The sequence below is a fragment of the Nonomuraea sp. NPDC050227 genome (genome assembly GCF_044459705.1).
In the GTDB taxonomy this organism is placed as follows: Bacteria; Actinomycetota; Actinomycetes; order Streptosporangiales; family Streptosporangiaceae; genus Nonomuraea.
In genome coordinates, this window is sequence record NZ_JBITJF010000009.1 from 442,640 (window position 1) to 468,273 (window position 25,634).

A 25,634-nucleotide genomic window follows, 5' to 3' on the forward strand; every position below is an offset into this window, starting at 1 on the left:
AGCATGTGCGCAGGCAGGGCAGGATGTGATGGATGCGGATATCCATCCTGGGGCCGTTGGAGGTCGAGGGCGACGGGGGAGCGGTCGTGGTCGGCGGTCTCCGGCTGCGGGCGCTGCTGGCCGTGCTGGCGCTCGAAGCGGGCCGTACGGTCACGGCGGAGCGGCTGATCGACGTGCTCTGGCCGCAGGAGCCGCCCGCCAACGCGGCCAACGCGCTGCAGACGCTGGTCAGACGGCTGCGGGCGGCGCTCAGGCCGGCCGAGGTGATCGACAGCCGCCCCGGCGGGTACGCCCTCGCGCTCCCCGCCGAGCAGGTGGACGCGCTGGCGTTCCGGCGGCTGGCCGGCGAGGACGCCGACCGGGCGCTGGCGTTGTGGCGTGGGGCGGCGCTGGCGGATCTCATGTCGGTCCCGTACCTGGCGGACGCGGCGACCGCGCTGGAGCAGGAGCGGCTGGCGGCGGTCGAGGCCAGGGCCGAGCGCCTGCTGGCGGCCGGGCGGCCGGTCGAGCTCGCCGCCGAGGTGACGGCGCACCCGTTGCGCGAGCGGCTGGTCGGGCTGGCCATGCGCGGGCTGGCCGCGTCCGGACGGCAGGCCGAGGCGCTGGAGCTGTTCGACCGCACCCGTCACCGGCTGGCCGACGAGCTGGGCGTCGATCCCGGCGCCGAGCTGCGGGCCGCGCACCTGGCCGTGTTGTCGGCGGAGCCGCCTCCGGTCGCGTGGCCCAGAAGCCGGCCGAAGGGCAACGTACGCAAGCCGCGCACCAGCTTCATCGGCCGGGAGGCCGAGCTCGGACGGCTCACCGGCCTGCTCCGCCACGACCGGCTCATCACGCTCGTGGGCCCCGGCGGCGCCGGCAAGACCAGACTGGCGACCGAGGCCGCCCTCCAGCTGTCCACCGAACCGCGCACCGAGGCGGCCCTCCAGCCCGCCACCGAACCGCGCACCGAGGCGGCCCTCCGGCCGGCCACCGAACCCTCCACACCTCGGACGGCAGGCGAGCCCGGCGGTCGGCGGGGGGTCGTGGCGTGGATGGTGGAGCTGGGCTCGGTCAGCGACCCGGCCGGCGTGCCCGGAGCCGTGCTCGACGCGCTCGGCCTGCGCGACGACCGCCCCGGCTACCGCCCGCCCGAGGCGGCCAAGGACGTGGTCGAGCAGGTCGCCGAGGCGCTGGGCGAGCGGCCCGCGCTGGTCGTGCTGGACAACTGCGAGCACGTGGTGACGGCCGCGGCCGTGCTGGTCGAGCGGCTGCTCGACGAGTGCCCCGAGCTGCGCGTGCTGGCCACCAGCAGGGAGCCGCTCAACGTGCCGGGCGAGCGGCTGCTGCCCCTCCCGCCGCTCGAACCGCCGCCGGCGGGCGCGGGGCCCGCCGAGGCGTCGGCCTACCCGTCGGTGCGGCTGCTGGTCGACCGGGCGGCGGCGGCCCGGCCGTCGTTCGCCGTGGACGAGGGCAACGCGGCGGCCGTGGTCGCGCTCTGCCGCAGGCTCGACGGCATGCCGCTGGCCATCGAGCTGGCCGCCGCCCGGCTGCGCACGATGACGCCGCGCCAGCTCGCCGACCGGCTGGACGACAGGTTCAGGCTGCTCGACGGCGGCAGCCGTACCGCGCTGCCGCGCCAGCAGACGCTGCGGGCGGTCGTGGAGTGGAGCTGGGACCTGCTCGACGCGCGGGAACGCGTGCTGGCCAGGCGGTTCGGCGTGTTCGCCGGCGGCGCGTCCCTGGAGGCCGTCGAGGAGGTGTGCGGCGGCACGGCCGACGTCCTCGGCGCGCTGGCCGACAAGTCCCTGGTGCGCCTGTCGCCCGAAGGCCGCTACTCGATGCTGGAGACCATCCGCGCCTACGCCCTGGAACGCCTGGCCGAGGCGGACGAGACCGACGAGTACCGCGACCGGCACGCCCGCCACCTGCTCGACCTGGCCGAACGCGCGGTGCCCGAGCTGCGCACCGCCACCCAGGTGGAGTGGATCGAACGGCTGGCGGCGGAACGCGACGACTTCGCGGCGGCGCTGCGCTGGCTGATCGACCGGCGGGACGCCGGGCCCGCGCTGCGGCTGTGCGGGGCGCTCAACTGGTACTGGTGGATGTGCGGCTACCGCCGCGAGAGCGCGGCCTGGGCCAGGCAGGCGCTCGACCTGGCCGGGGACACGCCGCCGCCGGGGCTCGCGGAGGCGTACACGTCCTGCATGTTCGCCTACGGCGTCGACGTGTTCGGGACGATCAGCAACGACCGCGCGGCCATGCTGGAGCTGTCGGCCCGGATGGAGGAGCTGGTGGAGCGGGCGGCTCGGGAGGGTCCGGTGCACCCGCTGCTGCTGATCAGCAGGGTCGTCATGGCCGCGGCGGCCGGGCAGGACGAGCGGGCGGCCGCGCTGATCGGCGACTACGCCGGCAGCGACGACCTGTGGTTGTCGTCCGCCGCCCTGATGATCGGCGGCCGGATGCGGTCGGGGGGAGAGCGGGAGCGGGAGCTGGAACGGGCGGTCGAGGGGTTCCGGCGGCTCGGCGACCGCTGGGGACTGAGCGAGGCGCTGCTGGGCCTGGCCGACCTGCGGGCCGAGCGCGGCGCAGGCACCGACGACCTGATCGCCGAGACCAGGTCGCTGACCAGCGAATGGATCAGCGACGACGAGTCGATCTCCACCTTGATCCGGCTCGCCCAGCTCCGCCTGCGGGTGGACGACCTGGACGGCGCGGGCGCCGACCTCGCCATGGCCAGGTCCCGGGTGGGCGAGGAGACGTCGCCGTGGACGCTGGTGCTGCTCGGCCTGGGCGAGGCCGCGTACCAGGAGCGGCGCGGCGACCTGGCCGGCAGCCTGGCGATCTACCGGGACATGGACGGCGTCGTGGCCGCGGCTCCCCGGGTGCCGCAGATCACGGCGGTGTACCTGATCTCCTACGGCCGGGCCCTGGCCCGAGCCGGCGACCTGGACGCCGCGCTGGCCCGGCACCGCCAGGCGCTCGACGTCCTCGGCGACGTCAGCCCGGACCGGCCGCTGCTGTCGATGACGCTGGCCGGGTTCGCGCTGGCGGCGCAGGCCGCGGGCGACCAGGAACGGGCGGCGGTGCTGTTCGGCGGGGCGTCGGCGGTCGTCCCGCAGGACACCTCGCCCGACACCGCGGAGGGACACGCGGCGGCCAGGAAGGCGCTCGGCGATGAGCTCTTCGCCCGCCGTTTCGCCGAGGGCGCCACCCTGCCGCCGGACGAGCTCTACGCGATGGCCCGCAGCACCACGTAGGAGAGCGCGGTCACCGCACTTTCCGGTTGTAGGCACGAAGGGCGAAGGGGGCGAAGAGGGCGAGCAGCGCGGCGGCCCAGCCGAGCGTGATCCACACGTCGGACGCCGCCAGGCCGCCCACCAGCAGCCCGCGCAGCGCGCCGGCCAGGTGCGAGACCGGGTTGACGCCCATCCACCAGGTCAGCCAGCCCGGCAGGTCGGTGGCGGGGATGAACGCGCTGCTGCCGAACGTGAGCGGCAGCAGCACGGCGGTCGCGATGCCCTGCATCGAGGCGACCGACTTGGCCACCAGCCCGATCCAGGCCGACCCCCAGCTCAGCGCCGTCACCATGAGCAGCACCAGGCCGATCCCGGCCAGCGCGCTCAGCGGATCGGTCCGCACGCGAAAGCCGACGGCGTACCCCACGGCCAGCGACATGGCGATGGTGATCAGCAGGGTCAGCAGGTCGGCCATGATGCGCCCGGCCAGCGGCGCCGACCTGGCGATCGGCATGGTCCTGAACCGGTCGAACACGCCGTTGCCGATGTCGGTGGCCAGGTTCATGCCCGTCGTGATCGTCGCCATCAGCGCGACCTGGACGAGCACGCCGGGCAGCATGTACGACACCGCGCCCGCCCGGTCGCCGCCGGCCGCCCCGCCGAACAGGTAGACGAAGATGACGATCATGAAGACGGGCTGGAGCAGCAGCCCGGCGAGCTGGCCGGGGTTGTTCTTCAACGGGATCAGGCTGCGCCAGGCGAGCGTCAGCCCTTGGGAGAGCGCGGTGGTCATGAGCTTGCTCCGGTGAGTGTGCGGAAGACGTCGTCGAGGGAGGGCAGGCGCAGGGCGTGCTCGGCCAGCACGATCCCGGCGTCGTCCAGCCGCCTGAGCAGGTCGGGCGGCGCGGCCAGGTCGTGCACGGGCACGCTGAGCAGCCCGTCCACGGCCGTGGCGCCGAGGATCGAGCCGGCCTTCTCCAGGTCGGCGGCGTGCAGCGGCCGGACGTCCAGCCGGTGGCCGCCGGCCAGCGACTTGAGCTCGGCCGGCGTGCCGCTCGCCGCCACCCGGCCGCGGTCGATGACGAGCAGGTCGTCGGCGAGCTGGTCGGCCTCCTCCAGGTACTGGGTGGTCAGCAGGACCGTCACCCCGTCCGCGACCAGCTCCCTGACCACGTCCCACAGGTCGCCGCGGGCTCGCGGGTCGAGGCCGGTCGTCGGCTCGTCGAGGAACAGGATCCGGGGCCGGCTGACCAGGCTGACCGCCAGGTCCAGCCGGCGGCGCATGCCGCCCGAGTAGCCGGCCGCCGGCCGGCCCGCCGCCTCCTCCAGGCCGAACCTGGCCAGCAGCTCGGCGGCCCTGGCCCTGGCGGCCGCCCTGGACAGGCCGAGCAGGCGGCCGACGAGCACGAGGTTCTGGGTGCCGGTCAGCTTCTCGTCGACCGAGGCGTACTGGCCGGTCAGGCCGATCAGCTCGCGGACCCGGCGGGCCTGGGTGACGACGTCGTGCCCGCCGACCGTGGCGTGGCCGGCGTCGGGGGCGGCGAGGGTGGCCAGGATGCGGACGGCGGTGGTCTTGCCCGCGCCGTTGGGGCCGAGCACGCCGAGCACGGTGCCGGTCCTGACCCGCAGGCCGACGCCGTCCAGCGCGGTCTTGTCGCCGTACCGCTTGACGAGCCCTTCCGCTTCGATCGCGTATGTCATGCCCCTACGGTCGCGGAGGGCGCTGGCAGCGGCCTGGCACCTACCTGTCAGCCGCCGCCAGCGGCAGCACCCGGTGCGGCACGACGGTCGACAGCGCGATGACGGTGCTGCTCCGGCGCACGCCGGGGATCGTCAGCATCCGGTCGATCACCCGCTGGACGTGCTCGTTGTCGCGGCCCGCGACGCGGCACCAGACGTCGCCAGGACCGGTCACGATGCAGGCTTCGAGCAGCTCGGGGATGGACTCCAGGGTTCTGGAGATGTGCTCGCGGGCGGCCTGCTCGACCTCCAGGGTGGTGAACGCCTGCACCGGGTAGCCGAGCGCGGCGGGGGACAGGTTCGGGCCGTAGTCGATGATCACGCCGTCCGCGGCCATCCGGTCCAGCCGGGCCTGTACGGTCCCCCGCGCCACCCCGAGCAGCCGGGCGATCTCCAGCAGCCCGCTGCGCGGCCGGTCGGCGACCAGGCGCAGGACGCGCAGGTCCAGATCGTCGAGCCCGCGGCGACGTGCCGGCATATTCGCCTCCCAAAAGCCGATTCGGCTGTCAGATCGGCAGCATACGGCGCGCGGTGTTGTCAGACCCGCCGGTCGTGCCGAGACTGCGGATCTTATGGAGCACCAGTTTCCGTTCGTCCCCTACCGGCCCGAACGTTACGACGCCGACGAGATGATCAAACGCGGGGAGGAGTTCCACGCGCTGGCCGACCGGCGGCGCAGCGTGCGCTTCTTCAGCGACGAGCCGGTGCCGTACCGGTGCGTCGAGCTGGCCGTGCGGGCGGCCAACACCGCGCCGTCGGGCGCGCACCAGCAGCCGTGGAAGTTCGTGGTGATCGGCGACCCGGAGGTCAAGCGGCGCATCCGCGAGGCCGCCGAGGAAGAGGAACGCCGCAACTACGAGGGCGGCAGGCTGCCGCAGGAGTGGCGCGAGGCGCTGGCCCCGCTGGAGACGACCTCCGACAAGGGCTACCTGGAGGTCGTGCCGTGGCTGGTGGTGTGCTTCGCCGAGAAGTACGGCGTGCGCCCCGGCGGCCGCAAGGTCAAGCACTACTACGTCAACGAGAGCGTGGGCATCGCCTGCGGCCTGTTCATCACCGCCCTGCACGCCATGGGCCTGTCCACGCTCACCCACACCCCCAACCCGATGGCCTTCCTCAGCGAGATCTGCGAACGCCCGGCCAACGAGCGGCCCTACATCCTGTTCCCCGTCGGGTACGCCGCCCCCGACGCCGAGGTGCCTGACCTCGCCAGGAAACCGCTGGAAGAGGCCCTGATCCGGTTCGACGGAAAATTGGGCCTTTCCTAGGGCACCCATCGTCTTCACTCTCAGTTCAGGCGCGGGTCAAACCCCCCAGTCCCGCGCGGGCGAGGAGGACGAGGTGAAACGCCGATTACTCATCCTGCTGGCGGTCCTGGGCATGGTCAGCCTGACCGGCATGACCGGCGCCGGGGCCGGCGCGGAACCACCGGCGAACAAGCAGTACCGGGTCTCCGGCCCGGCCGACGCGCGGCAGCGCAGCGCCGTGGCGGCGACGGGCGCCGCCATCGAGGACGTGCAGGCGGACTCGGTGCTGGTCACCGCCACGGGAGCGGAGATCGCGGCCATCAGGCGGCTCGGCTACCGGGTGACGGAGGCCCCGCGCCCGGCGCCGCCGGACGCCGTCGGGACGTTCGACTTCCCGCCGTCGGACTCCGGCTACCACAACTACGCGGAGATGACGGCCGAGATCAACACCCTGGTCGCGGCCCATCCGGGGATCATGAGCCAGAGCACGTTCGGCACCTCGTACGAGGGCCGGCCGATGCGCCTGGTCAAGATCAGCGACAACGTGGGCACGGACGAGGCCGAGCCCGAGGTGCTGTTCACCGCCCACCAGCACGCCCGCGAGCACCTCACGGTCGAGATGGCGCTCTACATCATGCACCTGCTGACCGACAACTACGGCACCGACGCCAGGATCACGAACCTGGTCAACACCCGTGAGATCTGGATCATGCCGGACCTCAACCCGGACGGCGGCGAGTACGACATCGCCAGCGGCACCTACCGTTCCTGGCGCAAGAACCGGCAGCCGAACTCCGGCTCCTCGGCGGTCGGCACCGACCTCAACCGCAACTGGGCCTACCAGTGGGGCTGCTGCGGCGGCTCCTCGGGCTCGACCTCCAGCGAGACCTACCGCGGCGCGAGCGCCGAGTCGGCCCCCGAGGTCAAGGCGGCGGCCGACTGGGTGCGCAGCCGGGTCGTCGGCGGCGTGCAACAGATCAGGACGAACCTCGACTGGCACACCTACAGCGAGCTGGTCCTGTGGCCCTACGGCTACACCTACAACGACACCGCCCCCGGCCTGACCCAGGACGACCGGGACGCGCACGCCACCCTCGGCCAGAACATGGCCGGCACCAACGGCTACACGCCCGAGCAGTCCAGCGACCTCTACATCACCGACGGCACGATCGACGACTGGATGTGGGGCCAGTACAAGATCTTCAGCTTCACGTTCGAGATGTACCCGGTCGGCGCGAGCCCCGGCTTCTACCCGCCGGACGAGCAGATCGTCCCGCAGACCACCCGCAACAAGGAGGCCGTGCTGCGCTTCCTGGAGTACTCCGACTGCGTCTACCGGATCATCGGCAAGGAGTCGCAGTACTGCGGCACCGGCACGCCGCCGGTGACGGTCTGGTCCGACACGTTCGAGACGGCGACCGGCTGGACGGCGAACCCGTCCGGCACCGACACCGCCACCACGGGCGCGTGGGAGCGCGGCGACCCGGAGGCGACCACCTCCTCGGGCGCCAAGCAGCTCGGCACCACGGTCAGCGGCACGAACGACCTGGTGACCGGCCGCCTGGCGGGCGCCGCGGCCGGTGACTACGACCTCGACGGCGGCGTCAGCTCGATCCAGTCGCCGCCGATCACGCTGCCCTCGACGGGCACGCTGAGCCTGTCGCTGTCGTGGTACCTGGCGCACGGCTCCAACGCCTCCAGCGCGGACTACTTCCGGGTCCGCGTGGTCGGCGGCACCACGACCACCGTTTTCCAGCAGGCCGGCGCGGCCACGAACCGCAACGGCGCCTGGGCCGTGGCGACGGCCGACCTGACCGCCTACGCGGGCCAGACGGTCCGCATCCTCATCGACGCGGCCGACGCCTCCGGGGCCTCCCTGGTGGAGGCGGGCGTGGACGACGTCAAGATCACCCAGCAGCCCTGACCCGACCACCGCGCCCCCTCGCCCGGACCCCGGTCCGGGCGAGGGGGCGCTGCCGTTGCCGCCGGCACCCCGCGTTTCGGCACGTCACGGGCCGTCACGTGATTGGGTCTTGTAAGCACAGGGTGTCAAGGCTACGATCGCGACAACTCTTAGGAAACTTTCCTAAAAGAAATCATGGATCGGATGGCCCATGACTCGCTCGCCGCCCGCATGACTCGCTGCTGAGCTGCGGAGACATCCACCCGAACGACCCCTTCTGCCACGCCCCCGGCGCTGCGGGCGTGCACACCCCCCACCTCTTCCCAGCCGCTGGAGCGGTCACGCGGCCCGGCCGGACGCACCGGCCCTGACTGCCGCTGCAAGCTCCGCGCGCGCCTGCTTTTCCACCGGCCTGCGCCGACACCCCCCGAAAAGGCCCGTGTCTCACCTCCACGGGCCCGTGCCGTACGGCTTGCGCTCTCACCCCCCGGTGCAAGCCGTACGGCACGCCAGAAGAACGGAAATCGACAGTGAGATTTCGCGCGATCTTCTTAGCGCTCGCGACCCTCGCACTGAGTCTCCTGGCCCTGCCCGCCCACGCCGCCGCCGCCACCGCGACCTTCGTCAAGGTCGCCGACTGGGGGTCCGGCTTCGAGGGCAAGGTCACCGTCGTCAACGGCACCACCGCCCCCCTGGCCTGGAACGTGCAGTTCGACGTGCCGGCCGGGTTCTCCATCCCGTCCGCCTGGGACGCGGTCCTGACCAGGAGCGGCCAGCACTACACGTTCACCGCGCCGAGCTGGGCGGGACCGCTGGCGGCCGGGGCGAGCACGAGCTTCGGCTTCAACGGCGCCCCCGGCAACTTCCCCGGCATCACCGGCTGCACGCTGAACGGCTCCTCCTGCGGCGGCACGACCGTCGAGGTCCCCGGCAAGCCCGGCACGGCCACCGCGACCAGCACCGACACCAGCATCGCCCTGTCCTGGGGCGCCTCCACGGGCACGGTGACCGGCTACCGCGTCTACGAAGGCAGCGCCGTCAAGGCCACCGTCACCGGCACCACGGCGACGATCTCCGGCCTCGGGACGTGTCAGAGCCACACCTACACCGTCAAGGCGTACAACTCGGCGGGCGAGTCGGCCGCCGGCGACGCCGTGACCGCGACCACCACGGGCTGCGGCACCGGCGTGCCCGGCAAGGCCGGCCCGATCACCGTGACCGGCACCTCCCAGACCGGCGCCACGGCCACCTGGCCGGCGGTCGCCGGAGCCACCGGCTACCAGGTCCGGCTCAACGGCTCCCAGGTGGCCACCGTCACCGGCACCTCCTACACCCTCACCGGCCTGACCGCCTGCACCTCGTACTCGCTGACGGTCACCGCGTCGAACGCCACCGGCGACGGCCCGCCCAGCGACGCCGCGACCTTCACCACCCCGGGCTGCACCACCGACCCGCTGCCCAAGCACTTCCTGACCGGCTACTGGCACAACTTCGTCAACGCCGCGACCGAGCTCAAGCTGTCGGCCGTGCCCAACGAGTACGACGTCGTCGCCGTCGCCTTCGGCGAGGCCACCTCCACCGCCGGCGAGGTCGTCTTCTCGGTCGACCCGGGCCTTTCCACCGCGCTCGGCGGCTACACCGACGCCCAGTTCAAGGCCGACGTGCAGGCCCTGCACCAGCGCGGCAAGAAGGTCATCCTGTCGGTCGGCGGCGAGGCCGGTCGCGTGCAGGTCTCCAGCGGCGCGGCCGCCACGAAGTTCGCCGACACGGTGTACGCGCTGATGCAGAGCTACGGCTTCGACGGCGTGGACATCGACCTGGAGAACGGCCTCAACGCCACCTACATGGGCCAGGCCCTGCGGTCGCTGCGCGCGAAGGCCGGCAGCGGACTGATCATCATGATGGCCCCGCAGACCATCGACATGCAGTCGACCGGGATGGAGTACTTCAAGCTCGCCCTGAACATCAAGGACATCCTCACGGTCGTCAACATGCAGTACTACAACTCGGGATCCATGCTCGGCTGCGACCAGTCCGCGGCGTACTCGCAGGGGACGGTCAACTTCATGACCGCCCTGGCCTGCATCCAGCTGGAGAACGGCCTGCGCCCCGACCAGGTGGCACTGGGCCTGCCGGCCGGGCCCGGGGCCGCGGGCGGCGGCGTCGTCTCGCCCTCCCTCGTCAACCAGGCGCTCGACTGCCTGGCCAAGCGCACCAGTTGCGGATCCTTCGTACCGCCGCGCGCCTACCCGGACATCCGGGGCGCGATGACCTGGTCCATCAACTGGGACGCCAGCAACAACTGGTCCTTCTCCAAGACCGTCAAGCCGCACCTTCAGGGAATGCCATGAGATTACGTAGCAGACTGATCAGCTCGGTGGCCGGCCTGGCCATCGCCCTCACCGGGGCCGGCCTGGCCACGGGCGTACCCACCGCCTACGGCGCCGCCGCCCAGCAGCAGCTGGCCGCCGCCTGGGCGCCGTGGACCGCCTACGCCACCGGCGCCGCCGTCACCTACAACGGCGTGGACTACGTGGCCCTCCAGGGTCACACCTCCCAGCCCGGCTGGGAGCCGCCGAACGTGCCCGCGCTGTGGAAGCAGGGCAGCGGCGGAGGCGACCCCACCCCGCCGTCGGTGCCCGGCAACCTGCGCTCGACCACCGTCACCGCCACCAGCGCCGGCCTGGCCTGGGACGCCTCCACCGACAACGTCGGCGTGACCGGCTACAACGTCTACCGCGGCGGCACCCAGGTCGGCACCGCGACCGGCACGACGTACACCGACAACGGGCTGACGGCGTCGACCACCTACAGCTACACCGTCCGGGCCCGCGACGCCGCGGGGAACCTGTCCGGCGTCAGCAACGCGCTCAGCGTCACCACCCCCGGCGGCACCGGCGCGCCCGGCCAGCCCGGCACGGTCACCACGACCGTGACCGACACCAGCATCGCGCTGTCGTGGGGAGCCTCCTCCGGCACGGTGACCGGGTACCGCGTCTACGAGGGCGCGACCCAGAAGGCCGAGGTCACCGGGACCAGCACGACGATCTCCGGGCTGAGCGCCTGCCAGAGCCACACCTACACCGTCAAGGCGTACAACTCGGTGGGCGAGTCGGCCGGGCGTGACGTCTCGGCGACCACGACCGGCTGTCCGACCGGCGGCAAGATGCCCGGCGCGCCCTACCTCTACACCGGCTGGGGCGACCCGCCCTCTCCCACCACGGTGATGAGCGCGACCGGCATCAAGTCGTTCACGATGGCCTTCATCCTGGCCAGCAACGGCTGCAACCCGGCCTGGGACGGGCAGCGCCCGCTGACCGGCGGCCAGGACGCGCAGGCCATCTCGGCCATCAAGGCGGCCGGCGGCAGCGTGCAGGTGTCCTTCGGCGGCTGGCAGGGCAACAAGCTCGGCCCGAACTGCTCCACGCCCGAACTGTTCGCCGGCGCGGTGCAGAAGGTCATCAACGCCGTCGGCCCGGCCGTGGTGGACTTCGACATCGAGAACACCGACGAGTTCGAGAACCTGACCGTCCAGGACCGCATCCTGAACGCCCTCAAGATCGTCAAGGCGGCCAACCCGAACGTCAAGATCGCCGTCACCTTCGGCACCGCGACCACCGGCCCGACCTACTACGGCACCCGCCTGATCAACCGCGCCAAGGAACTGGCGGTGCCGATCGACAACTACACGATCATGCCGTTCGACTTCGGCGGCGGCGCCAACATGTACCAGAACACCGTCAACGCGGCCGAAGGGCTCAAGAACGCCCTGAAGACCGCCCAGAGCTGGACCGACGCCCAGGCGTACGCCCACATGGGCATCTCCGGCATGAACGGCCTGTCCGACCAGCAGGAGCTCACCAACCAGAGCACCTGGACCCAGATCCGCGACTACGCCAACTCCCACGGCCTGACCAGGCTCGCGTTCTGGTCGGTCAACCGCGACCGCCCCTGCCCCGGCGGCGGTGTCGCGGAGAACTGCAGCGGCATCGCCCAGGACAACTGGGAGTTCACCAAGATCACCGCTGGCTTCTGACCCGCTGAGGCGGCCCGCCACCCTCCGGTGGCGGGCCGCACCGGCGCGCGGTCCGCACCCCCCGAAAGGACCCGCATGAGACCCCGCACGAGACTGCGCGGACTGGCGGCCACGGCCCTGGCCGCACTGGGACTCACCGTCCTGCACGCCACCCCGGCCGCCGCCGCGAACATCCTGTCCAACCCCGGCTTCGAGTCCGGCCTGAGCGGCTGGACCTGCCCGGCCGGCGCGCAGGCCGTCACCACCCCCGCGCACGGCGGCACGCAGGCGCTCCAGGCCACCCCGCAGGGCTCCGACCTCGCCCGCTGCCAGCAGACCGTCACCGTCAAGCCCGGCACCGCCTACCAGCTCTCGGCCTGGGCCCAGGGCTCCTACGTCTTCCTCGGCGCGACCGGCGCCGGCGTCAACGCCAGCACGTGGGGCGCCCCCGGCAACCAGTGGGGCCAGCTCAGGACCTCCTTCACCACCGGCGCCGGCACCACCTCCGTGACCGTGTACGTCAGCGGCTGGTACGGCCAGAGCGCCTACACCGCCGACGACGTCGTCCTCGACGGCCCCGGCGGCCCGCCCGACACGCAGGCGCCGACCGTCCCCGGCAGCGTGGCCGTCGGCGGCCCCACCGGCACCTCCCTGACGGTGACCTGGTCGCCCTCCACCGACGACTCCGGCTCGGTGGCCCGCTACGAAGTCTCCAGGGACGACGCCGCCCCCGTCGCCGTTCCCACGACCAGCCACACCGCGACCGGCCTCACCCCCGACACCTCCTACGCCTTCCGCGTGCGGGCCTGCGACGCCGCCGGCAACTGCTCGGCCTACTCGCCCCCGGTCAGCGGCCGCACCACCAAGGACACCGTCCCGCCCGCCGGCGACATCCGGTACGCCCCCTACATCGACATCACGATGACCAGCCCGTCCCTGGTGGGCGCGGCCAACGCGACCGGCGTGAAGAACTACACGCTGGCGTTCGTCCTCGGCGACAGCAGCGGCTGCAACCCGGCCTGGGGCGGCACGATCCCGCTCGCCGACACCCGCATCGTCAACGACGTCAAGGCCCTCCAGGCCCAGGGCGGCCAGGTGGTCGTGGCCAGCGGCGGCGCGGTCGGACCGTACCTGGAGCACGCCTGCGGCACCTCGGCGGCGCTGCTGGCCGCCTACAAGAAGGTGCTCGACACCGTCGGCACCAACCACCTGGACGTCGACGTCGAGGCGAGCATCGACGCGAACAAGGTCAACACCGCGCTCAAGCAGCTCCAGACCGAGCGCGGCACGGTGATCAGCTACACGCTGCGCGTGCAGGGCCAGGACTACGGCGTGGACCCGTTCTCGTTGCAGATCCTCCAGGACGCCGCCGCCAAGGGCCTCGACGTGATCGTCAACCCCATGCTGATGAACTTCGGCTACACCGGCAACTGGGGCGACGCGATGACCGCCGCCGCCCAGGCCACGCTCGGCCAGATGAAGGGCGTCTGGCCGGCCAGGAGCGACGCCCAGCTCAGGCGCGCGCTCGGCGTCACCCCCATGATCGGCAAGAACGACACCGGCATGACCACCACCCAGGCCGACGCCCGCAAGCTCCTGACCTGGGCCAACAGCAACCACATCGGATTCGTCGGCTTCTGGTCGGCCGCCCGCGACAACGGCGGCTGCCCCAACGGCCAGGTCTCCCCGACCTGCAGCGGGATCTCCCAGTCCAGCTACGAGTTCACGAACATCTTCAAGGGGTTCACCGGATGAGCGGCATCTTCAGGTGGCGCACCGCCGTCGCGGCGGTCGTGCTCGCCCTCGGCACGGCGGGCCTGACCGCCACCCCCGCCCTGGCGGCCAACATCGCCGTCAACCCCGGCTTCGAGGACGGGCTGACCGGCTGGACCTGCAGCTCCTCCGCCGGGGCCGCGGCCGTCACCTCGCCCGTCCACGGCGGGACGAAGGCGCTCAAGGCCACCCCGGCGGGGACCGACCTCGCCCGCTGCCAGCAGCAGATCAAGGTGCAGCCGTCGTCGTCGTACACGCTGTCGGCCTGGGTGCAGGGCGGCTACGTCTTCCTCGGCGCGACCGGCACCGGCGGCACCGACCCCCAGACGTGGGGCTCGCCCGGCTCGGCCTGGACGCAGCTGCGCACCACGTTCACCACCGGCGCCGCCACCACGTCCGTGACCGTCTACCTCAACTCCTGGTACGGCCAGAGCGCCTACCTCGCCGACGACGTCGTCCTGGACGGCGCGCCCGGCGGCGGAGGCGGCGGCGACACCCAGGCTCCCACCGTCCCGGGCAACCTGACCGTGGGCGGCGCGACGAGCAGCTCGCTCACCGCCACCTGGTCGGCCGCCACCGACAACGTCGGCGTGGACCGGTACGAGGTCTCCCGCGACGGCGGCACCCCGGTCGCCGTGACCGCCACCAGCCACACCGCCACCGGCCTGGCCGCCTCCACCTCCTACCGCTTCAAGGTCCGCGCCTGCGACGCCGCAGGCAACTGCTCGCCCTACACCGCCGAGGCCACCGGCACCACGACCGCGGGCGGCGGCGGGGGAGGCGGACTGCCCAAACGCGTCCTGGTCGGCTACCTGCACGCCTCCTTCGCCAACGGCTCCGGCTACATCCGCATGGCCGACGTGCCCGCCGAATGGGACGTCATCAACCTCGCCTTCGGCGAGCCCACCTCGGTCACCTCCGGCGACATCCGCTTCCGCCAGTGCCCGGCCGCCGAGTGCCCGAACGTCGAACCCGAGGCGGACTTCGTCGCCGCCATCAAGGCCAAGCAGGCCCAGGGCAAGAAGGTGCTCATCTCCATCGGCGGCCAGAACGGCCAGGTGCAGCTCACCACCACGGCCGCCAGGGACAAGTTCGTCGAGTCGGTCGCGGCCATCATCGACAGGTACGGCCTGGACGGCCTCGACGTGGACTTCGAGGGCCATTCCCTCTACCTCAACCAGGGCGACACGAACCTGGCCAACCCCACCACGCCCGTCGTCGTCAACCTGATCTCCGCGCTGCGCGCCCTCAAGAGCCGCTACGGCGCCAAGTTCGTGCTCACCATGGCGCCCGAGACGTTCTTCGTGCAGCTCGGCTACCAGTTCTACGGCCCCGGCCCGAACGGCTCGGCCGACAGCAGGGCCGCCTCCTACCTGCCCGTCATCCACGCCCTGCGCGACGACCTGACCCTGCTGCACGTGCAGGACTACAACTCCGGCCCGATCACCGGCCTGGACAACCAGTACCACACGATGGGCGGCCACGACTTCCACGTCGCCATGACGGACATGCTGCTGGCCGGCTTCCCGATCATGGGCAACCCGAACAACGTGTTCCCGCCGCTGCGCCAGGACCAGGTGGCCATCGGCCTGCCCGCCTCGCCCAACGCGGGCAACGGGTTCACCACCGTCGCCGAGGTCCAGAAGGCGTTCGACTGCCTGGCCAAGGGCAGCAACTGCGGCAGCTACCGGCCCCGCGGCGTCTACCCGAACCTGCGCGGCCTGATGACCTGGTCGATCAACTGGGACAGGTACAACGCCTTCGAGTTCTCAAGGAGCCACCGGGCCTACCTCAACGGCCTGTGAACGGCCGGACGAGCTGGGTGGGCTTGAGCGGCACCCCCAACCCCGGCGGACGGTAGGTCGGCAGCGCCTCGCCGTACTCGTGCATCCAGGCGTGGTCGACCATCAGGCGCATGCGCCCGTCCGCCGGCGTGCCGTCCGGGTCCGCCCGGGACGTCCGCCCGGCCAGCCGGGCCACCGCCTCGGCCACCAGGCCCGCGTCCGGCGGCGCGAGGTCGCACTGCTCGTCGGGGCCGATGAGCAGGTCGACCTCCGGCGGCAGCGGGTAGATCGGCCGGGGGATGGCCAGCACGCGCGGCGAGGGAGCCATCGGCCACCCGTCGCGCACCGCCTCCAGCAGCACCGACCGCGACGTGCGGCGCGCGAACAGGCCCTCGCACAGGGCCCAGCTCAGCGCGCCCACGTCGGCGCGGTCCTCGCCGCAGGCGTGCAGGCACAGGTACGGCACCAGCGGGATCCCCGCGCCGCCCGCCGGCTGCGCCCACCCGCTGCCGCACCCGGTCAGCACCAGCAGCGCCAGCATCGCCCGGTAGGCGGTGTCGGCGTGCGGCGTCTCCAGCCGGCCCGGCACGATCATGCACCGCCCGCCGGTCTTCTCCGCCGTCACGCCCAGCTCCCGCGCCGTCTTCACGGTCCGCGAGGCGGCCACCCCGGTGTAGATCTCCTGCCAGCCCGGCGTGTACGGCTCCCGGTCCCCGTACCCCTGCGGCCACACCCCCGGCAGCCCGTCCCGGGCCACGCCGTAGGCGGCCAGCAGCAGGTCGAACACCGTGGTCACCAGCTCGCCGCCGTCCCTGACGACCGGCACGCCGCGCCGCAGCACGCCCGGCCCGAAGTCGAAGCGCGGCAGCAGCACCTGCACCGCCTCGCCGCCGTACACGCTGAGCCGGTCGCAGGCCCGGCCGAGCAGCCCGCCCGGCACGTACGCGTCCTCGCGCTCGCGCAGCCGCACCAGGAACGGCAGGTCCGTCCGCTCCATCGCGTGCGCGGCGAACGGCGGCCGGTCCAGGAAGAACTCCTTCAGCAGCACGTGCCCCATCGCCATCGCCAGCGCGCCGTCCGTGCCCGGCCGCACGACCAGCGTCTCGTCCGACAACCGGGTCGGATGGGTGCCGATCGCCACCACCTTCTGGCCCTTGTACCGCCCGGCGATCACCCAGGGCGTGTCCGCCGTCCGGGCCAGCCGGTTGTTCTCCCCCCACAGCAGCACGTACGCCGCCCGCGCCCAGTCCTCGGCCCCCGGCCCCGTGAACCGCGGCCCGAGCACCTGCTCCGACGCGCACGGATGCTCGGTCAGCAGCGCGCCGCCCAGCCCGTCCACCACGCCCGCCAGCGGCGACGTCGCCAGCGCCGCCACCCGGTCCGCGCCGTGCTCCGACGCCGTGTGCACGATCGCCGCCGCCGCCAGCTCGGCCGCCGTGGCGTCGTCCAGCGGGACCCGCCGCTCCCCGCGCCGCGCCTGGTAGACCTGAGAGTTGCCTGTGAGTTTCGCCCAGGCCGCGACCGGGTCACGGACCCCGTCCCTCACCTCGAAATAGAGCCTGACCAGTGCCTGGTTGACCTGCGATCCCCCCATGGAAAAAGTTCAACACAGACAGTCATGTTCTATCGCGTTACGTGTCCGCATGTCGGGGATAAGAATTGGAAGCCCAGGTGGCGGCACTCAGTTTGTTACGGCAGGCTAGGGGCCGCCATGGATTACGCAGTTCTCACGGGGGTCGTCCTCGTCACCGGTGTCGTCCTCGCCCTCGTCGCGCAGTGGCGCGACTGGCGTCCGCCCCTCTACGTCGCCGTGCTCGTCGGCATCGCCGTCCGCGTGCTGATCATGTACACCTCCGCGATCGACTCATGGCAACCCGTCGACTTCATGGAGAGCTTCAAGCCCGCCGGCGAGGCGGTGCTGCAGGGCAAGGACCCGGTGCTGGCCAGCGAGGGCGGCTGGCACTTCCTGCCGACCATCCCCTACGTCTACGGCATCCTGCTGTGGCTCGGCATCCCGTGGGAGTACGCCGGCCGCCTGGTCACCGTCGTCGCCGACATCGTGCTGATCCCGCTGGTCGGCAAGCTGGCCGGCGGCCCCAAGGCGTCCCTGCGCGCCCTCCAGTACGCGTTCAACCCGCTGGCCGTGCTCATCGCCAGCGTCCACGGCCAGGTCGAGCCGGTCGCGCTCGTGTTCGGCGTGGCCGCGTTCGTGGTGGCCCGCGGGCCCGGCGCACCCGACCGTCCCGGCGTGGCCATCGACGCCGCCGTCCTCGGCGCCGTGGCGCGCCGCCCCGTCGCCATGCTGCGCCGCGCCCTCATGCCCGGCTCCGACGACCGCGCCGACCTGCGGCGCGCCATGCTGGCCGGGCTGCTCATGGGCCTCGCGCTGTGCGCCAAGAGCTGGCCGATCTGGCTGATCCCCGGCATGCTGCTGCTCCTGCCCCACCTGCGGGCCAGGATCGCCGCGCTCGTCATGACCGGCATCGTCCCGGTGTTCTTCCTGGTCACCTCGCCGATCTTCGCGGGCACCACGCTCGACGAGATCCCGGCCGTCATCCGTACCATCCAGGACATCCGCCCGATCGTCGGCGAATGGGGCTACACCCCGTGGTTCACCGGCGGCGACTGGGCCCTGATGCCGGGGCTGGCCTCGTTCGGCACGAAGCTCATCTACATCAGCGTCGTCGGCGTCCTGCTGCTGTGGCGGCGGGCCGACCCGATCGACCTGACCACGGCCATCCTGCTGATCTTCATGGTCATGACGCCCCGCCTCGGCGCCCAGTACCTGCTGTGGTTCATGCCGTTCCTGGTGGCCAGGCCGACCAGGTGGGCCTGGCCGGCCATCATCGGCACCTCCTTCTGGGCCGCCTTCGGCTACCTGTACATGACGCAGTTCAGCGTCAACGACTGGTGGTACCTCCACCGCGACTGGTCACGGGCCTCCATCGTGCTGCTGCCGGTGCTGCTGCTGGCGATGCCCTGGGCCCGTCGCGTGTCGACGGCCCAGGACAGAGTCGCCGCCGTCCCGCCGAAGGTCGCCTCAACGGCGCTCTAGCCGTCGCCACAGGCTCACCCACTGGTCCGGGTGCACGTGCCCCACGACGGCGTCGCGGGGCACGCCCGCCTCGCCGAGCGCCGCGTCCACCCCCTGGTAGCGCGTGCGCAGGGACGCGCGCACCGAGCCGCCGACCCCGCCGAAGCCCAGCTCGACCAGCTCCAGGTAGCTCCCGCGGTCGCTCACCAGCGGTTCGGGCCGCCGTCGCACGCGCAGGATCGCCGAGTCCACCGACGGCACGGGACGGAAGCTCTCCCTGCCGATCGTGTCGCCGAGCCGCCAGTCGAACCACGGCCACGACGACACCGTGACCAGGCTCCACCGGCCGTAGTCGCCGGTGCGCTTGCGCGCGTACTCCCGCTGGGTGAGCAGCGTCGCCGAGGTCAGCTCGCGCGCCCGCAGGCACCAGTCGACGATCCTCGACGTGATCGAGTACGGGATGTTGCCCACGACCGCGAACGGCTCACGCGGCGCCCGCGCGGCCGTGAAGTCACCCCTGACCACCTCGATCCGCGGGTCGTCGCGCGTACGCGAGGCCAGCCGCCCGGCGAGCCGGGGATCGAGCTCGTAGCCGATCACCCGCGCACCGGCCTCGGCCAGCGCCAGCGTGAGCGCCCCCGGCCCGGAGCCGGGTTCGAGCACCAGCCCCTCCGGCGCCGCCGCCTTGATCATCAGCTCCACGGCATGCCGGTCGGCCAGGAAGTTCTGCGAGAGCTCACGCCTGAGCCGGTCGGCGGGCGTGCGACCGCCGCCGCCGTTCCTGACGTTCTTCTGGGTGTGTGAATAGTTTCCGTGCGCGAAGTTCTGCGCCACAGCACTGCCCTTTCGGGTCCTCGAGATGAACAGGTCTCGAAGGGCCCTGGGCGCGCCGGCGGACGCGCGGTGTCAGCCGTCCGCTAGCGGGCCAGAGCCCGGCCGTGGCGGATGCGGATGAACACGGTGCAGAACATGGAACACATGGCGCCGACAGTAGGCCGGGCGGCGCCACCAGGGCAAACGATTAAATGTGATGCGCGGGCACGCCCGGTTCGTCACCCTTGGACGCATGCAGGCAACGGTCACCGTCACCCCGGCGCAGCTTCCGGAGGTGCTGCTGCACGTCGCCGTGGTCCGCCCGGTCTTCCTGTGGGGCGCGCCCGGCATCGGCAAGAGCTCGCTGGTACGCGAGTTCGCCGGCTCCCTCGGCCTCGACTGCGTGACCCTGCTCGGCACCCAGCTCGCCCCCGAAGACCTGATCGGCGTGCCCGAGCTGGTCGGCGGGCGCAGCCGGTTCGCGCCGCCGGAGTCCATCGCCCGCGACGAGCCCTACTGCCTGTTCCTCGACGAGCTCAACGCCTCCGCGCCCGAGGTGCAGAAGGCGTTCTACTCGCTGATCCTCGACCGCCGCATCGGCACGTACGAGCTGCCCGCCGGCTCGGTCGTGATCGGCGCCGGCAACCGGGCCACCGACAACGCGCTGGCCCGCCCGATGGCCTCGGCCCTGATCAACCGCCTGGTCCACGTGCACCTGCGCGCCTCGGCCGACGACTGGCTGAAGTGGGCGGCGTCCAGCGGGATCCACCCCTGGATCGTCGACTACCTCGTCCAGCGCCCCGACCACCTGTGGAGCCCGCCGCCCAAGACCGAGGAGCCGTTCTCCTCGCCGCGCGCCTGGCACATGCTCTCCGACGTGCTCACCTCCTACGGCGACGACGTCGGCGACGAGACCCTCGCGATGCTCGCCTTCGGCACCCTCACCACCGCCCACGCCTCCGCCTTCCGCGCCTACGTCAGGACCGTCCGGCACGCCTACGACCTCGACGCCGTGCTCAAGGGCGAGGCGCCCTGGCCGCGCCGTCCCGAGGAGCGCGACCTGCTCTACTTCCTGGCCGAGACCTTCCGCGCCCGCCTGATCAAGGAGCTGCCCGCCGACAAGCGCGGCGCCTCGGCCCGCGGCCGCGACCTCGGCTTCCGCGCCAAGACACTGCTCGTCGAGCTGGCCGAGATCTCCCTCGAATGCGCCCAGCTCGTCATCGCCAACGACGCCGACGGCGCGCCCGCGCTGCCCACCTGGTTCCTCGTCGAGATCGGCAGGGACGTGCCCCGGCTCATGGCGGCCCGCTCGTGAGCCGCCGCAAGCCCAAGGCCGACCCCTGGCGGGCCGAGGTCATGAACGGCTGGGCCGCCGTCAACCGCCACCCGCTGTTCGCCGGCCTGCACGGCACCCTGCTGGAGGCGGCCGACGGCCGGCTGCCGCCCGAGACGTGGGCCGTCGTCAGCGAGGACGGCGACGTCACCTTCCACCCCAAGCGCCGCGCCCCCGCCGAGGAGTGGGCATGGGTCTTCGCCCACCTGCTGCTCCACCTGGGCTTCGGCCACGCCGACCCGCGCGCCTGCGCCCCCAAGGACGTCGACGGCGACCTGCCCGACCCGGCCTACCACGCGGCCTGCTGCCTGGCGGTCGACCGTTTCCTGCGCACCGTCAAGATCGGACGCTGCCCCGCGCCGCTGCCCGCCGAGCTGCCCGAGGAGGACGAGGTGACGCTCTCCGAACGGTGGCGCAGGACCGGCGTCCCGCCCCCGTTCCAGCCGCTCGGCCCGGCCGACTTCCACATCGGCACCGAGCAGGACGCCGAGCACTTCGACTTCCAGCGCGGCTTCGCGATCGGCGTCGCCTGGTCCGCCACGTCCGCGCTCGACCGGGCCGGCGCGCCGCGCACCCCCGCCGAAGGCCACGTCAAGGGCCCCTGGGACGGCGCCCTGCGCTGGTTCATGTCGTCGTACCCGCTGCTCGGCGCGCTGGCCGCGGGCATGAAGATCGTCGCGGACGCCGAGCTGGCCAGGGCCTGGGACATCTCGATCGCCGCCGTCAGCGCCGAGGCGGCCGAGATCTACGTCAACCCGCTGGCCACGCACACCGAGCACGAATGGCGTTTCGTGCTCGCCCACGAGATGCTGCACGCCGCCCTGCGGCACGGCGAACGAGCCGGCATGCGCGACCCGTACCTGTGGAACGTCGCCTGCGACTACGTGATCAACGGCTGGCTGGTCGAGATGGGCGTCGGCGAGATGCCCGAAGGGCTGCTGTTCGACCAGTCGCTCGGCACGCTGTCCGCCGAGGCCGTCTACGACCAGATCGCCGGCGACCTGCGGCGCATGCGCAAGCTGGCCACCCTGCGCGGCCGCGGCATGGGCGACGTGCTCGACCGCCCGGCACGCCAGGCACGCGGCTACGTCGACCTCGACGACTACTACCGCAACGCCCTGTGCACCGGCCTGGCCTACCACCACTCCAGCGGACGCGGCCTGCTGCCCGCCGGGCTCGAACAGGAGATCCGCGCGCTCGAACAGCCGCCCCTGCCCTGGGACGCCCAGCTCGCCCGCTGGTTCGACGAGCACTTCCGGCCCGAGGAGTCGCGTCGCTCGTACGCCCGCGCCTCCCGCCGCCAGGCCGCCAGCCCCGGCATCCCGCGCCCCGGCCGGGTACGGCCCGAGGAGGTCGTCCGCAGGAAGACGTTCGGCGTCGTCCTCGACACCTCCGGTTCCATGGACGTCAAGCTGCTCGGCAAGGCACTCGGCGCCATCGCCTCCTACGCCGCCGCCCGCGACGTGCCCCGGGCCAGGGTCGTCTTCTGCGACGCCACCGCCTACGACGCCGGCTACCTGCCGGTCGAGGAGATCGCCGGCCGGGTCAGGGTGCGCGGCCGCGGCGGCACGATCCTCCAGCCCGGCGTCAAGCTGCTCGAACGCGCCGACGACTTCCCGCCCGACGGCCCCATCCTGCTGATCACCGACGGGCAGTGCGACGTGCTGCGCATCCGCCGCGAGCACGCCTTCCTGGTGCCCCAGGGCGCGCCGCTGCCCTTCCGGCCGCGCGGCCCGGTCTTCTTCATGAAGTGACCCGCCGACGCGTCCGATTCCGACAAGAGCCGCCCGCGCCCCCGGCGGTAGCGTCGCAGGACACGGCTCTCTCCACGGAAGCGGACACGGAAGCGGACATGGACACACTCGACCGAGCGGCACAGTTCCTGCGACTCCACGGCAGGCTCATCGACAGACTGAGATTCGAGGCCCTGTTCGCGGGCGGCTCCCGCGCCCGCGTCCTCGACGCCCTGCGCTGCTACCAGAACGCCGACGGCGGCTTCGGCAACGCCCTGGAGCCCGACCTGCGCGGCGCCGGCAGCCAGCCGCAGCCGGTCGAGGTCGCCTTCTGGATCCTCGACGAGCTCGACGCCTTCGACTCGCCGATGGTCGCCGCCGCCTGCGACTACCTGGCGGGCATCACGGCCGCCGGGGGCGGGGTGCCGTTCGTGCTGCCGTCCGTCCGCGACACGCCGCGCGCGCCCTGGTGGCAGGCCCCCGACGACCCGCCCGGCGACCTCAACCCCACCGCCGCGCTCGCCGGGCTGCTGCACAAGCACGGCGTCACCCACCCCTGGCTCGGGCCCGCCACCGACTTCTGCTGGTCGCGCGTCGCCCAGCTCACGCGGACCACTCCGTACGAGGCCCGCGCCCTGCTCGTGTTCCTCGAACACGTCCCCGACAGGGAGCGCGCGGTCGCCGAGTTCGACCGGCTGCGCGAGTCCGTCCTGGCCACGGTCACCTTCGACCCGCACGCCGAAGGCGCGGTCCACCACCCCCTCGACTTCGCGCCCGCGCCGTCGGCCCTGCCCCTCTTCGACGCCGCCACCCTCGACCCCCACCTGGACGCCATGGCCGCCGCCCAGTCCCCGGAAGGCGGCTGGCACCCGAACTGGAACACCTGGACCCCGCTGGTCGCCCACGAATGGGCGGGCTACCTGACCGTGGCACGCCTGCAGACCCTGCGCGCGTACGGCCGCCTGCCCGCCTGAACGGATTCTGTCGGCGGGGTCGCGTACGTTGGAGGCATGTACGCGGAACGGCACCCGGGCGACGCTCTCTCCGGCCGTGTCGCCTGCGTGTGGCAGCAGGTCAGCGAGGGCGACACCACGCAGCTCGTGGTGCCCGACGCCTGCCTCGACCTCGTCTGGGGGCCCGGCGGCCTCTTCGTGGCCGGCCCCGACACCGGCCCGGTGCCCACCCCGATGGCGGCGGGCGACGCCTACGTCGGCATCCGCTTCAAGCCCGGCGCGGCGGGCGCCGTCTTCGGCGTCCCGGTCCACGAGCTGCGCGACCGCCGCGTCCCGCTCGCCGCCCTGCCCGCCCTCGCCGTCGCGTCCCCGCTGCTGTCCGACGCGGCCCTCGCGCCCGACCCGGCGGCGCGGCTCGCGGCCATGCGCGCCGCCGTCCTGACCCGCCTGCGCGAGACCCCCGCCCCCGACCCGGCCGCGCCCGCCATCGCCGGGGCGCTGCGCATGGGCCGCAGCGTGCGCGACGTCGCCTGGGCCATCGGCCTCAGCGAACGCCAGCTCCACCGCCGCAGCGTCGCCTCCTTCGGCTACTCGCCCAAGACCCTCCAGCGCGTCGTCCGCTTCCAGCGCGCGCTCACCCTGGCCCGCGCGGGCGTGCCGGCGGCGGAGGCGGCGGTCCGCGCCGGCTACGCCGACCAGGCCCACCTGTCCCACGACGTGAAACGGCTGAGCGGCGTCCCGCTGGGCCGCCTGCTCTCACCCGTCCGGCATCTTCCCTGACACCAGCGCCTGCACCCACTTCGCGCTCGGGTCGCTGTCGATCAGCACCGCCCGCGCCAGCAGGCTGAGCGGGATCGCCAGGATCGCGCCGAGCGGCCCCAGCATGAACGTCCACACGATCAGCGACAGGAACGTCATCGTGGTCGAGAGCCCCACCGCGTCCCCCAGGAACTTCGGCATGATGAACGACTGCGTGACCACGTTGATGACGATGTAGGCCACGACGACCAGCACCATCGTCTTGACGCCGCCGTGCAGGAGCGCCAGCAGGGCGGGCGGCAGCAGCCCGATGACGAACCCGATGTTCGGGATGTAGTTGGCGATCAACGCCAGCACCCCCCACAACAGCGGCAACGGCACGTCCAGCAACGACAGCACGATGACGTCGAGAACCGCGTCGATCAGCCCGAAGACGGTCGAGACGATGAGATACCGCCGCGTCTTGTGCGCGAACGTCGCCAGCGCCGTCACCAGCTGCGGCCGGTTCCCCTCGCCGGTGGTGAGGATCCGCGCCGTCACCGGCGCGTCGAGGCACATCGCCAGCAACAGCACCACGATCAGGAACAGGCTCGACAACACGCCGATCAGGCTCCCGAGCAGGCTCTGCGCCAGCCCCAGCATCCGGCCGGGATCGAACGCCTGCACCGCCTTGGCCAGCACGTCGTTGCCCAGACCGTGGGTGCCGGCCCAGTGTTGCGACGCCGCCAGCAGCTCCTCGAACTGTTTGGCGTACGTCGGCAGCAGCGAGGCGAGCTGGGTGACGGAGATCGTCAGGATCCCCACCATGCCGAGCAGCACCAGCACCACGATCAGGAACGGCACCGCCACCTGCACCCATATGGGCGCCCGCCGCGCCGTCAGCCAGCTGCGCACCGGCGCCACGGCGATGACCAGCACGAGCGCCAGCACGACGGGCCCGACGATGGAATTGATCTCGCGCAGCCCGAACAGAGCGATCACCGCGCCGGCGATGCCCACCAGGAGGATGAGTGCTCTCGGCACGGATTGATCTCGCACGCCGGAATACCTACCCACCATGTCTTCCCGACGCGTGGCGGGTCGCCGATTTGACGGTTCTGGGGACCGTACATAGAGTTCACCAGTCCCACGAGGAAGGCGTTGATCGCCGACCTCACTCGGGGGCCACCTCCAGACACTGCCACTCCGGCGGACGTTCGCGTCCAACGGAAGGTCGATTCGACAAGAGTCGGGCTTGGGAGTAAGTTAGAGGGGTTGTCCCGGAAGCGGGGCGCGACTTAATTCCAGCAGGTCGAGCAAGTCCGGTCAATTTGACAGAGACTTGAACGGCTGAAA

At 72.4% G+C, this 25,634-nt stretch carries 18 protein-coding genes; 12 read left to right on the forward strand and 6 right to left on the reverse strand.

The genetic code is table 11. The features are described 5' to 3' along the window. The first annotated feature begins 32 nt into the window (after positions 1-32). Complete coding sequence (locus tag ACIBK9_RS33400; RefSeq protein ID WP_397162580.1) at positions 33-3,236, forward strand: BTAD domain-containing putative transcriptional regulator; 3,204 nt, start codon at positions 33-35, stop codon at positions 3,234-3,236. Positions 3,237-3,246: 10 nt separating this feature from the next. On the opposite strand, the gene ACIBK9_RS33405 is transcribed toward ACIBK9_RS33400, so the two are convergent. The 3 genes from ACIBK9_RS33405 to ACIBK9_RS33415 are packed head-to-tail and all read right to left on the reverse strand — an operon-like array spanning position 3,247 to position 5,433. Further along, on the reverse strand, positions 3,247-4,008 hold the full coding sequence (locus ACIBK9_RS33405; RefSeq protein ID WP_352350427.1) for an ABC transporter permease: 762 nt from the start codon (positions 4,006-4,008) through the stop codon (positions 3,247-3,249). Beyond that, positions 4,005-4,916: an ATP-binding cassette domain-containing protein gene (locus ACIBK9_RS33410; protein WP_397162581.1), complete on the reverse strand. Its 912-nt coding sequence runs from the start codon at positions 4,914-4,916 to the stop codon at positions 4,005-4,007. Before ACIBK9_RS33410 ends, ACIBK9_RS33405 begins: the two co-directional genes overlap by 4 nt. A gap of 40 nt (positions 4,917-4,956) precedes the next feature. Beyond that, complete coding sequence (locus ACIBK9_RS33415) at positions 4,957-5,433, reverse strand: Lrp/AsnC family transcriptional regulator (protein ID WP_397162582.1); 477 nt, start codon at positions 5,431-5,433, stop codon at positions 4,957-4,959. A gap of 94 nt (positions 5,434-5,527) precedes the next feature. Here ACIBK9_RS33415 and ACIBK9_RS33420 point away from each other — a divergent pair, with 94 nt between their 5' ends. From ACIBK9_RS33420 to ACIBK9_RS33445, 6 genes are all read left to right on the forward strand, one after another. Next, positions 5,528-6,220: a nitroreductase family protein gene (locus ACIBK9_RS33420; protein ID WP_397162583.1), complete on the forward strand. Its 693-nt coding sequence runs from the start codon at positions 5,528-5,530 to the stop codon at positions 6,218-6,220. Positions 6,221-6,293: 73 nt separating this feature from the next. Further along, the gene (locus ACIBK9_RS33425) at positions 6,294-8,123 is read left to right on the forward strand and encodes a M14 family zinc carboxypeptidase (protein WP_387667537.1); all 1,830 of its coding nucleotides are present in this window, start codon (positions 6,294-6,296) and stop codon (positions 8,121-8,123) included. Between the two features lie 509 nt (positions 8,124-8,632). Continuing rightward, positions 8,633-10,453 (forward strand): cellulose binding domain-containing protein, encoded by a 1,821-nt coding sequence (locus ACIBK9_RS33430; RefSeq protein WP_397162584.1) that lies wholly within the window; start codon positions 8,633-8,635, stop codon positions 10,451-10,453. Further along, positions 10,450-12,138, forward strand: coding sequence for a fibronectin type III domain-containing protein (locus ACIBK9_RS33435; protein WP_397162585.1), 1,689 nt, complete (start codon positions 10,450-10,452; stop codon positions 12,136-12,138). The genes ACIBK9_RS33430 and ACIBK9_RS33435 overlap by 4 nt, the downstream gene beginning before the upstream one ends. A 75-nt stretch (positions 12,139-12,213) precedes the next feature. Next, positions 12,214-13,872 carry a carbohydrate binding domain-containing protein gene (locus ACIBK9_RS33440; protein ID WP_397162586.1) on the forward strand — a complete coding sequence of 553 codons (1,659 nt, stop codon included), beginning with the start codon at positions 12,214-12,216 and terminating at the stop codon, positions 13,870-13,872. Further along, positions 13,869-15,695, forward strand: a complete 1,827-nt coding sequence (locus ACIBK9_RS33445; RefSeq protein ID WP_397162587.1) for a chitinase — start codon at positions 13,869-13,871, stop codon at positions 15,693-15,695. The genes ACIBK9_RS33440 and ACIBK9_RS33445 overlap by 4 nt, the downstream gene beginning before the upstream one ends. On the opposite strand, the gene ACIBK9_RS33450 is transcribed toward ACIBK9_RS33445, so the two are convergent. Beyond that, on the reverse strand, positions 15,682-17,268 hold the full coding sequence (locus ACIBK9_RS33450) for a molybdopterin-dependent oxidoreductase (RefSeq protein ID WP_357984351.1): 1,587 nt from the start codon (positions 17,266-17,268) through the stop codon (positions 15,682-15,684). The two genes, ACIBK9_RS33445 and ACIBK9_RS33450, sit on opposite strands and share 14 nt — an antisense overlap. Before the next feature lie 117 nt (positions 17,269-17,385). Between ACIBK9_RS33450 and ACIBK9_RS33455 the strand changes: the two genes are divergently transcribed. Beyond that, positions 17,386-18,729, forward strand: a complete 1,344-nt coding sequence (locus ACIBK9_RS33455; protein WP_397162588.1) for a hypothetical protein — start codon at positions 17,386-17,388, stop codon at positions 18,727-18,729. Here the strand turns inward: ACIBK9_RS33455 and erm are convergent. Beyond that, a complete protein-coding gene (gene erm, locus ACIBK9_RS33460; protein ID WP_397162589.1) occupies positions 18,715-19,542 on the reverse strand; it encodes an ErmE/ErmH/ErmO/ErmR family 23S rRNA (adenine(2058)-N(6))-methyltransferase in 828 nt (275 codons plus the stop codon). The two genes, ACIBK9_RS33455 and erm, sit on opposite strands and share 15 nt — an antisense overlap. A 232-nt stretch (positions 19,543-19,774) precedes the next feature. Between erm and ACIBK9_RS33465 the strand changes: the two genes are divergently transcribed. From ACIBK9_RS33465 to ACIBK9_RS33480, 4 genes are all read left to right on the forward strand, one after another. Then, a complete protein-coding gene (locus tag ACIBK9_RS33465; protein WP_358283877.1) occupies positions 19,775-20,836 on the forward strand; it encodes a MoxR family ATPase in 1,062 nt (353 codons plus the stop codon). Continuing rightward, positions 20,833-22,608, forward strand: coding sequence for a hypothetical protein (locus ACIBK9_RS33470; RefSeq protein ID WP_397162590.1), 1,776 nt, complete (start codon positions 20,833-20,835; stop codon positions 22,606-22,608). Before ACIBK9_RS33465 ends, ACIBK9_RS33470 begins: the two co-directional genes overlap by 4 nt. A gap of 98 nt (positions 22,609-22,706) precedes the next feature. Then, a complete protein-coding gene (locus ACIBK9_RS33475; RefSeq protein ID WP_397162591.1) occupies positions 22,707-23,561 on the forward strand; it encodes a hypothetical protein in 855 nt (284 codons plus the stop codon). Positions 23,562-23,597: 36 nt separating this feature from the next. Then, complete coding sequence (locus ACIBK9_RS33480; protein WP_397162592.1) at positions 23,598-24,320, forward strand: DUF6597 domain-containing transcriptional factor; 723 nt, start codon at positions 23,598-23,600, stop codon at positions 24,318-24,320. Here the strand turns inward: ACIBK9_RS33480 and ACIBK9_RS33485 are convergent. Next, positions 24,297-25,322: an AI-2E family transporter gene (locus ACIBK9_RS33485; RefSeq protein WP_364324250.1), complete on the reverse strand. Its 1,026-nt coding sequence runs from the start codon at positions 25,320-25,322 to the stop codon at positions 24,297-24,299. The genes ACIBK9_RS33480 and ACIBK9_RS33485 overlap by 24 nt on opposite strands. Positions 25,323-25,634: the final 312 nt, after the last annotated feature.